Origin of the sequence: Pseudomonas brassicacearum, assembly GCF_003732175.1 — a bacterium.
Taxonomy (GTDB): Bacteria; Pseudomonadota; Gammaproteobacteria; order Pseudomonadales; family Pseudomonadaceae; genus Aquipseudomonas; species Aquipseudomonas brassicacearum_G.
Genome location: NZ_MOBI01000011.1, coordinates 1 through 14714, shown reverse-complemented (window position 1 = coordinate 14714; position 14714 = coordinate 1). Strand labels below are relative to the sequence as shown.

Genomic DNA, 14714 nt, shown 5'->3' with positions numbered 1-14714 from the left:
CCAGAACAGACACTACAAAACTACCCGGCAATAAAACTGACGCGAACCTTCAGCCCACGTTGTGCACCATCGTGCAGGCTGATCTGGGCCAGATGGGCGCGGCAGATTTCACCGACAATCGCCAGGCCCAGGCCTGAACCCTTCACCTGCTGATTCCGCCGGTAGAAGCGTTCGAACACCCGGTCGCGCTCCTCAAGCGGTATCCCCGGCCCATCATCCTCGACCTCCAGCACCGCGGGCGCACGGACGCGCAAGATCACATTGCCGCCGGGGGGCGTGTGGGCCAAGGCGTTATCCACCAGATTGCTCAACAGTTCATTCAACAGCGTTGGCTCGCCGCGCAGCCATACCGGCTCCTCAGCCTCCAACGCCAACGCGACGCCCCGCGCGTGGGCCAACGGCGCCATGGCCATGCCCAACTCGCGAGCCAGTTGACTCAGATCGAGCAACTGCGCCCCACCCTCGGCAATCGCCCGTGCACCGTTCTCGACGCGTGCAAGCGACAACAATTGATTCGCCAGATGAGTCAGCCGATCGGTGCCCTGAGCAGCGCTCTCCAACGTATTTCGCCAGGTTTCAGACTCGCTCGCCCGCAGCCCTAATTCAAGCCTTGCCTTGAGGGCCGCCAACGGCGTTCGCAACTCATGGGCCGCATCGGCGATGAACTGGGCCTGGCGCTCGAACTGCCCGCGCAAACGTTCGGTAAAGTGGTTAAGCGCGCGTACCAGCGGCCACAATTCGCGTTGCACTTCTACCAGCGGCAAAGGCCGAAGGTCATCCGACTGCCGCTCCTCCACCACCGTGCGCAAACGCTCGAGCGGGCGCAATGCCGCGCTCACCGCAAACCACACCAGCAGCAACGCCCCTCCGGCCAGCATGCCCAGACGCAGCAAGGTATCGGTCATCAGGCTGCGAGCCATGCGGACACGCGCCTCGTCGGTTTCCGCCACGCGGATTTCCGCCATGCCATTCATATTCGGTTCGGTCACCGGCTTGAGCAGGCTCACCACCCTCACGTTCTGCCCTTGGTAAATGGCATCATAGAACCGCGCCAGCGCTGGATAATCGTCGGTTCGCGGCGTGCCTGGCGGTGGTCCGGGCAAGTTTTCGTAACCGGAAATCAGCTGCTGATGGATGTCGTTGACCTGGTAGTAAATGCGTCCGGCGCTGTCGTAGGCGAACGTGTCCAGCGCCACGTAAGGCACATCGGCGCTGAGGCTGCCATCGCGCTGGGAAAGCCCGGCGGCGATGGTTCGCGCCGAGGCCAGCAAGGTCCGGTCATACGCCGTGTCGGCCGCTTCGCGACCATTCCAGTAGGCACTCAAACCGCTGGCGATCATCAGCACCACCAGCAGCAGTGCGAGGTTCCACAGTAACCGCCAGCGCAGACTGCCGGGCTTATGCATCGCGGGCTTCCAGCAGGTAACCGAGCCCCCTGAAGGTCACGATTGCTACTGCATGGCCGTCGAGTTTTTTGCGCAAACGGTGGACGTAGATTTCGATGGCGTCAGGGCTGGCCTCTTCGTCCAGACCAAACACCTGGGAGGCAAGCTGCTCCTTGCTCATCACCCGCCCAGGGCGCGCGATCAACGCTTCGAGCACCGCTTGTTCGCGGGAAGTCAGGGTCAGCAGCTCATCGCCGAGGGTGAAGCGCCGAGTGTCCAGGTCATACACCAACACGCCGCAGCGTTGCTGGCGCTCGCCGCCGAGTACGCTGCGCCGTAACAGGGCCTTGACCCGCGCTTCCAGCTCGGTCAGTTCAAAGGGTTTGGCCAGGTAGTCATCGGCACCAAGGTTGAGCCCGTGAACCCGATCCTTGACATCGCTGCGGGCCGTCAGCATCAGCACCGGCAGGTTCTTGCCGCGACTGCGCAAACGCGCCAGCACCTCGAAACCGTCCATCCGCGGCAGGCCGACATCAAGGATCGCCACCGCGTATTCCTCGCTGTTCAAGGCCAGGTCGGCGGCCACCCCATCGTGCAGCACATCGACGGTCAAACCGGTGCTCTTGAGCGCTTGGGCGACACTTTCGGCCAGCTGCAGATGGTCTTCGACGAGAAGAACACGCATGGATTTTTACCTCGTTCGGGGATGGTCGACGCCATTCTTTGGCGCGGAGTTTACAGCCGCATCCGCCACTGTGAAGCCCGAAAACCGTGAAAGTCTGCTGAAAGGTTGGAGAAAGGTTAGCCCGTTAGAGTCCAGCCACGGACAGTTTCGGCTGCCGTGACCATGAAGCGCTGTAACCGAAAAACGCCTCGAAGCGTTTTCGTCAAATAAGAACAATAAACGGAGTATTTCAGCATGCTGTCCACACAGCCTCAGGCTTGCCCGCCTGCGCGTTTTTCCCGTCTCGGCTCCACCGCCCTCGCCAGTGCCGCCGCCCTCGCCGGCTTTTCGCCCGTCAGCCAGGCTGCCTTCTTCGAAGACAGTAGCGCGACCCTCGAAACCCGTAACATGTACTTCAACCGCGACTTTCGCAGTGGCACCAGTGCCCAGCAATCCAAGCGTGACGAATGGGCCCAGGGCTTCATGCTCAACGTGCAGTCAGGTTACACCGACGGCACCGTGGGTTTTGGTGTCGATGCGCTGGGCATGCTCGGGGTCAAGCTCGATTCCAGCCCCGACCGCACCGGCACTGGCCTGCTGCCGACGCACGATGACGGGCGTGCCGCCAATGAGTACTCCAAACTCGGCCTGACCGGCAAAATGAAGATCTCCGCCACCGAGCTTAAAGTCGGTAGCCTGATCCCGGAACTGCCGACCCTCAAACCCAACGACGGGCGGATTCTGCCGCAGACCTTTGAAGGCGGCCTGGTGACCTCAAAGGAAATCAAGAACCTGATCTTCACCGGCGGGCGCCTGGATAAAGCCAAGGACCGCGACAGCTCCGATTTCGAGGACATCGCCCTCAACAACAAGAACAGCCGTTTCGCCGGCACTGTGCCCGGCACGCATTTCGATTTCGGCGGTGTCGACTACAAGTTCACCGACAAGATCACCGGCAGTTACCACTTCGCTCAACTGGGCGAGGTCTACAACCAGCACTTCCTTGGCCTGGTCGCCTCGCAACCGTTCGGCCCGGGCACTTTCGCCACCGACCTGCGGCTGGCCATCAGCAATGACCAGGGCCAGGCCCGCGGCGGCAAGATCGACAACAAATCCCTCAACGGCCTGGTGAGTTATGCCTTGAGCGGGCATAAACTCACCGCCGGCTATCAGCATATGTCCGGTGACAGCGCGTTCCCGTATGTCGATGGCGCCGACCCTTATCTGGTCAACTTCGTGCAGATCAACGACTTTGCCGGTGCCGAAGAACGCTCCTGGCAGGCGCGTTACGACTACGACTTCGCCAAGCTCGGGGTTCCGGGCCTGAGTTTCATGACCCGTTACATCAGCGGTGACAACATCAAGCTGAAAAACGGCGCCACCGGCGAAGAGTGGGAACGCAACACCGAGATCAAATACGTGGTGCAAAGTGGTGCCCTCAAGGACGTCGCCGTACGTCTGCGCAATGCCACCTACCGCTCCAACTACTCCGCCCGTGACGCTGATGAAGTGCGTTTGCTGGTGAGCTATAGCGTTGCCCTTTGGTAATTGATTCAACAAACGACAGCTCCTACACAACAACAACTCCTGTGGAGACGAAAAATGGACTTATCACTGCGTAAAGTTGCATTAGCCGCCAGCTGCCTGCTGTTCGCCGGCCCACTGCTGGCCGATGTGGCCGGCGAGCCCAAGCGCCCGGAATGTATCGCCCCGGCCTCCCCCGGCGGAGGCTTCGACCTGACCTGCAAACTGGCGCAAAGCGCCCTGGTGAACGAAAAAATCCTGACCAAACCGATGCGCGTGACCTACATGCCCGGCGGTGTCGGCGCGGTGGCTTACAACGCCGTCGTCGCCCAGCGCCCAGCCGATGCCGGTACCCTGGTGGCCTGGTCCAGCGGCTCGCTGCTGAACCTGGCCCAAGGCAAGTTCGGTCGCTTCGACGAAAACGCCGTGCGCTGGCTGGCAGCGGTGGGCACCAGCTACGGTGCCATCGCGGTGAAAAGCGACTCGCCCTACAAGAACCTCGACGACCTGGTTCAGGCGTTGAAGAAAGACCCGAGCAAAGTAGTGATCGGTTCCGGCGGCACGGTGGGCAGTCAGGACTGGATGCAAACCGCGCTGATCGCCAAGGCCGCCGGGATCAACCCGCGTGACCTGCGCTACGTCGCCCTCGAAGGCGGCGGCGAAATCGCTACCGCACTGCTGGGTGGTCACATTCAGGTTGGCAGCACCGACATCTCCGACTCCATGCCACATATCCAGAGCGGTGACATGCGCCTGCTGGCCGTGTTCGCCAACGAGCGTCTGGACGAGCCGGAAATGAAGGACATTCCGACCGCCAAAGAGCAAGGCTACGACATCGTCTGGCCAGTGGTTCGGGGTTTCTACCTCGGGCCAAAAGTCAGCGATGCGGAATACGCCTGGTGGAAAAACGCCTTCGACAAACTGCTGGCCTCGGAAGACTTCGCCAAGCTGCGCGATCAGCGTGAACTGTTCCCGTTCGCCATGACCGGGCCAGAGCTGGACACCTACGTGAAGAAGCAGGTAGCGGACTACAAACTGCTGGCCAAAGAGTTCGGCCTGATTCAGTAATCGCCTCTGTCTCGCGGCCAGCCCCTTGCGCATCAAGGGGCTGGCCCAGGAGTTTGTCATGCTCTTACAACGTATTTTTGCCTCGGTGCTGCTACTGGCCTGCATTGGCCTGGCGCTGATGGCCTGGCCGTATCAAGCGGCTTTTTCCTATGAGCCCGTCGGCCCCAGAGCCTTTCCGCTGTTGATGCTCGGCTTGATGGGCGTGGCACTGCTGTACATGGTGTTTCGCCCTGCGCCGATCAAACACAGTGAAGACGAGCCGCCACTGGACCGCGAAACCCTGACCAAGATCGGTATCTGTGTCGTTCTGCTGCTGGTGTTCGCCGGAACCTTCGAACCCCTCGGGTTCATTGTTTCGAGCATCCTCATCGGCGTACCGATGGCCCGTTTGTATGGCGGTCGCTGGTTGCCCAGCGTGGTGATCATCAGCTTGATGAGCGTCGGTCTGTACATGCTGTTCGACCGGTTGATGGACGTGCCACTGCCGTTGGGCCTGCTCGACGTTCTGGAGAACTGATATGGATACCCTTAACTACCTCGGCCAGGGTTTTGGCGTCGCACTGACCCCTTACAACCTGGTCACCGCGTTGTGCGGCACCCTGATCGGCACCGTGGTCGGCTTGTTGCCGGGCCTGGGGCCGATCAACGGTGTGGCCTTGTTGATCCCGATCGCTTTCGCCCTCGGCCTGCCACCAGAGTCCGCGCTGATCCTGCTGGCTGCCGTCTACCTGGGTTGCGAATACGGCGGGCGTATCAGTTCGATTCTGTTGAACATCCCGGGTGAAGCATCCACCGTCATGACCACCCTCGATGGCTACCCCATGGCCCGCCAGGGCATGGCCGGCGTGGCGCTTTCGTTGTCGGCCTGGAGTTCGTTCATCGGCGCGTTCATCGCCACCTGCGGCATGGTGCTGTTCGCCCCGCTGCTGGCGAAATGGGCCATTGCCTTCGGCCCTGCGGAATACTTCGTGCTGATGGTCTTCGCCATTGTCTGCCTCGGTGGCATGGCCGGTGATCGACCACTGAAAACCTTTATCGCCGCGCTGATCGGGTTGTTTCTGTCGTGCGTCGGGATCGACGCCAACAGCGGTGTCTACCGTTTCACCGGAGACAACATCCACCTCACCGACGGTATTCAATTCGTGGTGTTGGTGCTGGGCCTGTTCTCCATCAGCGAAATCCTGTTGCTGCTGGAAAAAACCCATCACGGCCAGGAAGCCGTGAAAGCCACCGGGCGTATGATGTTCAATCTCAAGGAAGCCGCCTCGGTGTTCACGGTGAACATCCGCTGCGGCGTTCTGGGGTTCATCATGGGTGTGTTGCCGGGTGCCGGTGCGACGCTGGCCAGTGCCGTTGCCTACATGACCGAGAAACGTATTGCCGGCGCCAGCGGCACCTTCGGCCAGGGCGACAAACGTGGCCTCGCGGCACCGGAAACCGCCATCGGCGGTGCAGCCTGCGGCGCATTGGTACCGATGCTGACCCTCGGCGTGCCGGGTTCGGGCACCACGGCGGTGATGATCGGCGCGCTGTCGCTGTACAACATCACCCCGGGGCCGCTGTTGTTCCAACAGCAACCGGACATCGTCTGGGGCCTGATCGCCTCGTTGTTCGTCGCCAACGTCATGCTGGTGATCCTCAACATCCCGATGATCCGCATCTTCACCCGCATCCTTGCCGTGCCGAACTGGGCACTGGTGCCGGTGATCGCGATCATTACCGGGATCGGCGTCTACGCCGTGCACGCGACGACCTTCGACCTGTTCCTGATGATCGGCATCGGCATCTTCGGCTACATCCTGCGCAAGCTGGATTTCCCGCTGTCACCGGTTTTGCTGGGGTTCATTCTCGGCGGCTTGATGGAGCAGAACCTGCGTCGCGCGCTGTCGATTTCCAACGGTGCGCTGGAAATCCTCTGGTCGAGCCCCATCACCTTCGGTTGCTGGGTACTGACGGCAATCATGTTGCTGATGCCGATCCTGCGGATCTGGCGCAAACGCTCCGTTGCGCGGCGTGCAATCGCCGATGTCTGATCGGCCCTTCAAAAGCTGGTGGGGAACACCGCTGGCCGGTCTGCTGGGCGGGTACCTCGCCAGCCAGATCGGCTGGCCGCTGCCATGGATGGTCGGCTCGTTGCTGGCGATCATCCTGGTGCGCTGCCTGACACCCTGGCAATTGGCGGAAATCCCTGGCGGGCGTAAATGCGGCCAGTGGATTGTCGGCATCGGTATCGGCCTGCACTTCACCCCGGTGGTGATGGAGCAGGTCATGAGCCACTTTGGCCTGATCTTTTTCGGGGCGCTGGTCACCAGTCTGTCGGCAGTGGTCGGGGTCTGGTTGCTGCGGCGCACCGGCGAGGATCGCGCCACTGCATTTTTCTCCAGCATGCCGGGCGGTTCCGGTGAAATGGTCAACCTTGGCGCACGCAATGGCGCCGTGCTCAGCCAGGTTGCGGCGGGGCAAAGTCTTCGGGTGCTGGTGGTGGTGCTGTGTGTACCGGCAGCCTTCAAATACCTGCTTGGCGACGGTGTCCCGCAACTGCATCCGGCCAGCGTCGATTGGCGCTGGCTGGCGGTGTTGTTTCCGGCCGGTGCCCTGCTCGCCTGGATCTGGCAACGGTTGCGCCAGCCCAACCCCTGGCTGTTCGGCCCGTTGCTGGTGAGTGCGGCGGTGAGCATCGGCTGGGACTTGCACATCGGCCTGCCCCAAGGCGGCAGTCAGATCGGCCAATGGCTGATCGGCAGTGGCCTGGGCTGTCACTTCAATCGGCAGTTCTTTCGTCGCGCACCATCGTTCATGGGCCGGACCTTGATCGGTACGGCGCTGACCATGCTGATCGCCGCACTCGCGGCGTTGGGGCTGAGTGCGCTGACCCAACTGGACCTGCGTTCACTGACCCTGGGCATGATGCCCGGCGGCATTGCAGAAATGAGCCTGACTGCTGAAACCTTGCAACTGTCGGTGCCCTTGGTAACGGCGATGCAGGTGATGCGCTTGTTGTTTGTGCTGTTTCTGGCGGAGCCGTTGTTCAGGTATTGGAACCGGTTGCCGGATGAAACCTGAGTTGATCACCTGTGGCGAGGGGGCTTGTCGGAACGCCGCACCGCCCCGTTCGGCTGCGTAGCAGTCGTAAACCATATGTCTGTGGTGTGTCTGACGAAATGCAGTGGCTGGTTTTGGGGCCGCTTCGCGACCCAACGGGGGCAAGCCCCCTCGCCACAGAAGCCCCTTCACTTTCGCGTCGTTTCAGACTGGAGGCAACCGCCAGTCGATCGGCGTCTCGCCATTCTGTTCAAGAAACTTGTTGGCGCGGCTGAAATGCCCGCAACCGAGGAATCCGCGGTAAGCGGACAGCGGCGACGGGTGCACCGACGTCAGTACCAGATGCTTGGTGGCATCGATCAGTTTCTGCTTGCTCTGCGCGTGAGCGCCCCACAGCAAAAACACCAGGTGGGGCTGATGCTCGCTGACGACCTCGATAATCCGGTCGGTAAAGTGCTGCCAGCCCTTGCCCGCATGGGCGTTGGCATTGGCCCGTTCCACGGTCATGGTGGTGTTGAGCATCAGCACGCCCTGGTCGGCCCAGCTTTGCAGGTAACCGTGGTTCGGGATGTCGATGTTCAGGTCGCGCTTCAACTCTTTATAGATGTTCACCAGCGACGGTGGCGCCGGTACACCCGGTTGCACAGAGAAACACAAGCCATGAGCCTGACCGGGGCCATGGTATGGGTCCTGGCCGAGGATCACCACTTTGACCTTGTCCAGCGGCGTCGAATTGAGGGCGTTGAAGATCATCGGCCCCGGCGGATAGATTTCCTTGCCTGCGGCGTTTTCCTGACGCAGAAACTCGCGCAACTCAGCCATGTAAGGCTGGTCGAATTCAGCACGCAGTGCTTCCTTCCAGCTCGGTTCGAGTTTGATACGGTCTTCAACAGTCATGGTTACACCCGAGAATTCAATGGGGCGAACCCTAGGAAAGCCCACCGCGCTTGTCAATTGATCTGACACAGATCCAGCACTTTCTCGTACAGCGATCATACTGAACGTTCAATTCAGTCATCGAGGTCAAAATGAATCTGCACTTCGAAGAACTCACCGGCACGGACGGCGCACGCATCGGTATCGCCAGCCTGGATGCCGAAAAAACCCTGAACGCCCTCTCGCTGCCGATGATCAGAGCCTTGAGCGATCAACTGGAGGCCTGGGCCAAAGAGCCGCAGATTGTCTGTGTGCTGTTACGCGGCAATGGTGCCAAGGCATTTTGCGCCGGCGGTGAAGTGCGCAGCCTGGTAGAAGCCTGTCGGGCCCATCCCGGTGAAGTGCCGCCACTGGCTGCGCAATTTTTCTCGGCGGAATATCGCCTTGATTTTCGCTTGCACACCTACCCTAAACCGCTGATCTGCTGGGGTCACGGTTACGTCCTCGGTGGCGGCCTGGGATTACTACAAGGCGCGAGCATTCGCATCGTCACCCCGAGCAGCCGCCTGGCCATGCCTGAAATCAGTATCGGCCTGTACCCGGATGTTGGCGCCAGTTGGTTTTTGTCACGGCTGCCCGGCAAGCTCGGCCTGTTTCTTGGCTTGACCGGCGCGCAGATGAACGCACGCGACGCCATTGATCTGGACCTGGCTGACCGCTTCTTGCTGGATGAACAGCAGGAAGAGCTCATCGAAGGTCTGCTGCAATTGAACTGGCAGGAACAAACGCCAATGCAGCTCAACAGCCTGCTCAAGGCCTTGCAACAAGAAGCCGTCGGGCAAATGCCCGAGGCCCAATGGTTGCCACGACGCCCACAGATTGATGAGTTGCTGGATGTCAGCGATGTGCGCTGTGCCTGGCGTGCCATCAGTCTGTTGCGCGATCACCGCGACTTGCTGCTGGCCCGCGCGGCGAAAACCCTGCACGAGGGCTGCCCGCTGACCGCCTATCTGGTCTGGGAGCAGATCCAGCGTGCTCGGCACCTGTCATTGGCCGAGGTATTCCAGATGGAATACACCATGAGCCTGAACTGCTGTCGGCACCCGGAATTCAGCGAAGGCGTTCGTGCGCGTTTAATCGACAAGGACCAGAAGCCGCATTGGCATTGGTCGAACATCAACGCGATACCTGAAGCGGTCGTCCAGGCGCATTTTCATAAGGCCTGGGAAGGTCGACATCCGCTGGCGGATTTGTCGGGTTACTGAAATCCAGGCATAAAAAAAGCGGCGCTGAATGCGCCGCTTGGTCGTTGCAAGACTTAACGGTTATGGCCGTCCCAACTGCCGCGACCATCGCGACCATCACGGTTACCCTGTCTGTCGTGATCACGCCCGTCACGATGCCCTCGATCATCCCATTCCCGGCGGCCATGACCACCCTCTTCGCGATGACCCCAGCCATGGCGGTCGCGGTCATCCCAGCCACGGCTCTGGTAAACGCGGTACTCGACTCGCGGTGGTGCCTGGTAATAACGCGGCGCTGGCTGGTAGTAGCGCGGCGGCGAGTAGTAACGCACAGGCGGTGGGGAATAATAGGGTCCACCTCCGTAGTAATAAGCCGGCGCTGGCGAGGTGTAGACCTCAGGGCCGTAATTACCGGGACCTTCGTCGTAATAGGGAACACAAGCAGAAAGCGTCAAACCCAATGAAGCGATAAGAAGAAGTCGGCGATACATGGCGGCCTCCTGGACCGCGAATGAGCCATACCAGCGACGCTGGTCAGCGGCAGCCAATTCATCTGACTGACGAAATATCTGACAGCAAAATCGGAATCTGGTGCGATTCAGAAATAAATTTAAACAAGTAGCCGATCAGGCGGTGTACCGTGCCAAGCCTATCGACCCTAACCGAACCTGCGCAGAAGTGCCCCACTCCAGCGATGAATAAACCAGACCTATGCCCAGCCTGCGGCGCCAGCAACGATTGCAGCCTGGCCGACCCGCGAACCGCCGACCAGGCCTGCTGGTGCTACGCCGTGGCTATCGACCCGGCAGTGCTGCTGGCGTTGCCCGCCGAACTGCGCGACCAGTCGTGCCTGTGCCCGAGCTGCGCTCAAGTCGAGTCGCAGCTGCAAGCAGCCCTATAGGGTAAGATGCGCGCCCTTTTCCGATCTGCCGACCGTCATGCGCGTTGACCGTTTCCTCAGCAACCTGCCCCGTTTCAACCGCAAACAGGTGCGCCTGCTGCTGGTCGAACGGCGGATCAAGGTCGACGGACAGATCGTCAGCGATCCGCACTGTGAAGTGCGCGAGTTCAGTCGTATCGAGTGCGACGACGAAGTACTGCAAGCCGGCAAACCACCGCGCTACTTCATGCTGCACAAACCGCCGGGCTGTGTCAGCGCCACTCGCGACCCGGAACACCCGACCGTCCTCGACCTGATCCTTGAACCTGACAAAGACGACCTGCACATCGCCGGGCGACTGGACTTCAACACCACCGGGCTGATGCTGATCACCAACGACGGCTCCTGGTCGCGGCGTCTGACCCAACCGCAGACCAAGCTGCCGAAGGTCTACTACGTCGAAACCGAACAGCCGATAACGCCAGAGTACGCACAAACCTTCGCCAAAGGCCTGTACTTCGCCTTTGAGGATCTCACCACACAGCCCGCCGACCTGGTGCTGCTGGGCGAAAAATCTGCACGGTTAAGCATTGTCGAAGGCCGTTATCACCAGGTGAAACGGATGTTCGGCCACTTCGATAACAAGGTCTTGCGCCTGCACCGCGAACGCATGGGGCCGCTGGTACTCGATGACACATTGAGGCCGGGTGAGTACCGTCCGCTGAGCGCCAGAGAGATCCAGCTGATCTGAAGCAAGCGACCGCTGAGCAGAAGTTGTCGAACAATTTACGAACTGCACTTGCGCGATGGCCACTCCCCTGCTTGAATCAGGACGTCGGCCCAAATGTGACCGGCAAGTCATAACATACTTCTAAGAAACTTTTTGTCGGCAGAGAGCCTCGCAGATTCCACCTCTCCCGACAGACTGCCCGCCAATAACAATACCCGTCGACCAGCCTTCACCGGATCGACATGGGCTCAAAAATTCCAGGCGTATGCCTACCTGTCACAAAGCTCGTGCAATCTCATTGCGCGCATACCCGCTTGCCAGGAGTCTTATGACATGAGGCCAGAAATCGCTGTGCTGGATATACAAGGTCAGTACCGGGTTTACACGGAGTTCTATCGCGCAGACGCCGCAGAGAAGACCATCATTCTGGTCAACGGCTCGATGGCCACGACTGCATCGTTTGCACAAACCGTGAAAAACCTGCACCCGCAATTCAACGTGGTGCTGTACGACCAGCCCTACGCGGGCAAGTCAAAAGCCCACAATCGCCATGAGAAAATGCTCACCAAGGAAGTCGAAGCGCAGATCCTCCTTGAGCTGATCGACCATTTTGCCGCGGAACACGTGATGTCATTCTCGTGGGGTGGCGCTGCCACCATGATCGCTCTGGCGCAGCGCCCGCGCCGGATCGAAAAAGCCGTGATCAGTTCGTTCTCGCCGGTGGTCAACGAGCACATGCGCGATTATCTGGAGCGCGGTGTCGACTACCTCGGCAAGCTCGACCGCGACCGTGTCGGCCATCTGGTCAACAACACCATCGGCAAGCACCTGCCATCGCTGTTCAAACGCTTCAACTATCGTCACGTCAGCACCTTGGCCGAACACGAATACGGGCAAATGCACTTCCACATCAGCCACGTGCTCAACAGCGATCGCCTGTGCTACCTCAAGGCAGCCAAGCAAATCGACGTGCCGGTGCTGTTCATGAACGGTGAATGGGACGAGTACACCGCCGCCAGCGATGCCCACCTGTTCGCCAGCCATGTGCAACACAGCACGTTCAGCACCATCCGGGCCACCGGGCACTTTCTCGACATGGAGCATAAAGCCGCCTGCCGAGACAGCCGCCATGCACTGATGGGGTTCCTGAAACCGGCTCATCATGAAGGCCGAACGCGTTCCCACTTCACCCAGGACCACCATGCATTGGCCATTTGAAACAGCGTTCTCGCGAGCAACCTCGTCTTCCTGACTACACGCATCACCTGTAGAACGAGGCTTGCCCGCGACAGACCGCAATATGCTTTCAAACCCGGTGTACCGCCGCCATCGCCAGCGCTGAGCCCAGCTGCCGACGACGCATTGCCTTGCCTGCCAAAAACCTGCAAAAAACCACGTAACCGCAGATCCGCCAAAGAAAAACTTCAAATCCAGCGCCACATCTGGTACAAAGTCAGCCGCTCTGAGCGGGTGTCGTATAATGGCATTACTCCAGCTTCCCAAGCTGATAACGAGGGTTCGATTCCCTTCACCCGCTCCAATCAGATTTCAGTCTCACGTCGTTTTTTGACGGGGGATGCAGATTAAGAAAAACCGGCCTTGATGGCCGGTTTTTTTGTGTCTGGGGTTTGGTGGAATCGGGCTCTGAGGCTCCCCCACTTTCGTCCGTTGTCCGCTGATCGATGAGTAAGTGCTCTCGGGGCGTTAGCGACTACCCTGAAGTCTGTTAGCGTTTTTTTCTAAAAACACGGATTTATTATCAAATTTCATCAAGCGTTAACATTTTCATATCCAAGAAAATTAGCGTTTTCTTACGGGACTCGCAGCAACTTCATCTTCGATGAATACGAGGACGCGTGCTTTGCCTGGCGCTATCCCGATCTGACCGAACACGTCCTGTACACCGCACGTGTCGTCGAGCACACGATTCGAAAGGAAATGGCGGATGAAACCAGAGTACTGGTGATCTTTCAGCGAGCTCAGGACCGGCTGAAAGAAGTACTGGAAATGCCAGAACAAGATGCGAACCGCATCATCCGCTCCATCAAGGAGGCCGGCTAATGGGCGTCACCTTTTTATCCCAAAGTCTTTTTCAGCGTCTTACCAAGCGCTTGCGAAAGCCCATGGGCTAAGACAGACTCCCCGCCTTTCCAGACTCGACAAGGATGCGAGCATTGAAGTTTGAGAGTGACCAGTTTTCCGGCAACCATGGAATTGTCTTCAACGTATCGCGCTTCACCCTGTCAGCCAGTGAACGGGGTAGCCTCAGAACGCTGCATTTTGGTGAAGCGAAAGCCGCCCACTATGAAGTGAACAATCTGGTGGTGGAGCTCTACGACAAAATGCTCGCCAAGGATTTGCCCTGCCAAATGATGGTCGGGATCTCCAAACCCCTGACCCGGCAACAGGGGGATTTACTCAATGCCCAACGAACGAGTATCGCCATCCTCACCAGTGGTGTTTTCGCCGCAGCGGCAGGCAGGTTTATGCCTGTTTTGGCCTTTCCGGTGGGATGGACAGTCCGCGAGTTCACGCTGAGCAAATTGCCGACTTATCACGCCGGCGATGTCATCGTCAGTCTGGATGCGCAGGTCAGCGGCGGCATAGGCCCCCAGCATTCCGTATCGTCCATGATCATCAAGAATCAAGGCGGATAGACCATGAGCGAATATGGCTTGTATGCCGGTGCTTACGCGGTGTTCCTGCTGCTGTTCTTTTATCTGAAATCCTACCGCCTCAGAAAATGGCTGGGCATCACCCTGGTCGCTCTGGGGCTTGTGATTATTTTTATGCTGCCACCTTTCATTGCCGGCTTCGATCTGGGCATCGCTTCGATCTATGCCATCGGTAGCGGGGCGGCGCTGTTTTTTAGTCGGGCCCGGTATGTGGAATGAGCCAGGTGCTCATTAATAATCGGCCACTCTCGAGATCGAAGTACGGATTTCATGCCGGGAGGCGTGGTAGGAGAACCCGCATAGGACTGGCAACCCGTCCAACCACGCAGATGAGTCGCAGACGCTTCGCATCATCTGCTAACTGCGAATCACGCTCGACGTGCCATCAATAGCATCGAGGCGGCAGCCGACAACAAACCAGCGCAGCAACGGTTGAAAATTTGCTTACCCTGAGGCAGGGCAAACCAACGTCGCATATACAATTCGATGTACGCAGTCAGCACGCCAGCGTATTCAAACAGGTGTGTCCCCCCGGACGCTTACGATGTAGAGACAGAAAAAGCCGGTCCAAGTGGCTAATGCCGATCAGTTAAGCCCTATTGCTTGACCTTTGGCCGCAAGAAATC

At 59.3% G+C, this 14714-nt stretch carries 15 protein-coding genes, 1 tRNA gene and 2 pseudogenes; 13 read left to right on the top strand and 5 right to left on the bottom strand.

Annotation, left to right across the window (positions count from 1 at the left end; all coding sequences use genetic code 11):
* Positions 1-20: 20 nt before the first annotated feature.
* Both BK658_RS09860 and BK658_RS09855 read right to left on the bottom strand, forming a co-directional pair.
* Positions 21-1406, bottom strand: coding sequence for a sensor histidine kinase (locus BK658_RS09860; protein WP_123582152.1), 1386 nt, complete (start codon positions 1404-1406; stop codon positions 21-23).
* A complete protein-coding gene (locus BK658_RS09855) occupies positions 1399-2070 on the bottom strand; it encodes a response regulator (protein ID WP_019692544.1) in 672 nt (223 codons plus the stop codon). The genes BK658_RS09860 and BK658_RS09855 overlap by 8 nt, the downstream gene beginning before the upstream one ends.
* Before the next feature lie 234 nt (positions 2071-2304).
* Between BK658_RS09855 and BK658_RS09850 the strand changes: the two genes are divergently transcribed.
* The 5 genes from BK658_RS09850 to BK658_RS09830 are packed head-to-tail and all read left to right on the top strand — an operon-like array spanning position 2305 to position 7704.
* On the top strand, positions 2305-3597 hold the full coding sequence (locus BK658_RS09850) for an OprD family porin (protein WP_123582151.1): 1293 nt from the start codon (positions 2305-2307) through the stop codon (positions 3595-3597).
* Positions 3598-3651: 54 nt separating this feature from the next.
* Positions 3652-4641, top strand: a complete 990-nt coding sequence (locus tag BK658_RS09845) for a Bug family tripartite tricarboxylate transporter substrate binding protein (RefSeq protein WP_054596101.1) — start codon at positions 3652-3654, stop codon at positions 4639-4641.
* Between the two features lie 58 nt (positions 4642-4699).
* A complete protein-coding gene (locus BK658_RS09840; protein WP_123582150.1) occupies positions 4700-5158 on the top strand; it encodes a tripartite tricarboxylate transporter TctB family protein in 459 nt (152 codons plus the stop codon).
* Position 5159: 1 nt separating this feature from the next.
* Positions 5160-6674 carry a tripartite tricarboxylate transporter permease gene (locus BK658_RS09835; protein WP_123582149.1) on the top strand — a complete coding sequence of 505 codons (1515 nt, stop codon included), beginning with the start codon at positions 5160-5162 and terminating at the stop codon, positions 6672-6674.
* Positions 6667-7704: an AbrB family transcriptional regulator gene (locus BK658_RS09830; RefSeq protein ID WP_123582148.1), complete on the top strand. Its 1038-nt coding sequence runs from the start codon at positions 6667-6669 to the stop codon at positions 7702-7704. Before BK658_RS09835 ends, BK658_RS09830 begins: the two co-directional genes overlap by 8 nt.
* Before the next feature lie 183 nt (positions 7705-7887).
* Here the strand turns inward: BK658_RS09830 and ung are convergent, their stop codons facing one another.
* Positions 7888-8580: a uracil-DNA glycosylase gene (gene ung, locus BK658_RS09825; RefSeq protein WP_123582147.1), complete on the bottom strand. Its 693-nt coding sequence runs from the start codon at positions 8578-8580 to the stop codon at positions 7888-7890.
* Between the two features lie 131 nt (positions 8581-8711).
* Here ung and BK658_RS09820 point away from each other — a divergent pair, with 131 nt between their 5' ends.
* Entirely contained in the window at positions 8712-9824 is a 1113-nt protein-coding gene (locus BK658_RS09820; protein WP_123582146.1) for an enoyl-CoA hydratase/isomerase family protein, read from the top strand.
* A gap of 53 nt (positions 9825-9877) precedes the next feature.
* On the opposite strand, the gene BK658_RS09815 is transcribed toward BK658_RS09820, so the two are convergent.
* Entirely contained in the window at positions 9878-10294 is a 417-nt protein-coding gene (locus BK658_RS09815) for a hypothetical protein (RefSeq protein WP_123582145.1), read from the bottom strand.
* A 203-nt stretch (positions 10295-10497) separates the two neighbouring features.
* Between BK658_RS09815 and BK658_RS09810 the strand changes: the two genes are divergently transcribed.
* The 7 genes and pseudogenes from BK658_RS09810 to BK658_RS09780 all read left to right on the top strand — a co-directional run bounded on the left by BK658_RS09810 (position 10498) and on the right by BK658_RS09780 (position 14307).
* Positions 10498-10704, top strand: coding sequence for a cysteine-rich CWC family protein (locus BK658_RS09810; protein ID WP_123582144.1), 207 nt, complete (start codon positions 10498-10500; stop codon positions 10702-10704).
* Between the two features lie 37 nt (positions 10705-10741).
* Entirely contained in the window at positions 10742-11434 is a 693-nt protein-coding gene (locus BK658_RS09805) for a pseudouridine synthase (RefSeq protein ID WP_123582143.1), read from the top strand.
* Between the two features lie 312 nt (positions 11435-11746).
* Entirely contained in the window at positions 11747-12631 is an 885-nt protein-coding gene (locus BK658_RS09800; protein WP_123582142.1) for an alpha/beta fold hydrolase, read from the top strand.
* Between the two features lie 248 nt (positions 12632-12879).
* A tRNA-Gly gene (locus BK658_RS09795) sits at positions 12880-12953 on the top strand.
* 275 nt (positions 12954-13228) lie between these two features.
* Positions 13229-13471 (top strand): annotated as a pseudogene (locus BK658_RS09790) (Fic family protein); the annotation flags it as partial.
* A gap of 116 nt (positions 13472-13587) precedes the next feature.
* A complete protein-coding gene (locus BK658_RS09785; protein ID WP_123582141.1) occupies positions 13588-14070 on the top strand; it encodes a hypothetical protein in 483 nt (160 codons plus the stop codon).
* A gap of 3 nt (positions 14071-14073) precedes the next feature.
* On the top strand, positions 14074-14307 hold the full coding sequence (locus BK658_RS09780) for a hypothetical protein (protein WP_123582140.1): 234 nt from the start codon (positions 14074-14076) through the stop codon (positions 14305-14307).
* A gap of 149 nt (positions 14308-14456) precedes the next feature.
* On the opposite strand, the pseudogene BK658_RS30720 reads toward BK658_RS09780, so the two are convergent.
* Positions 14457-14582: pseudogene (locus BK658_RS30720) on the bottom strand (LysE family translocator); the annotation flags it as partial.
* Positions 14583-14714 lie beyond the last annotated feature (132 nt).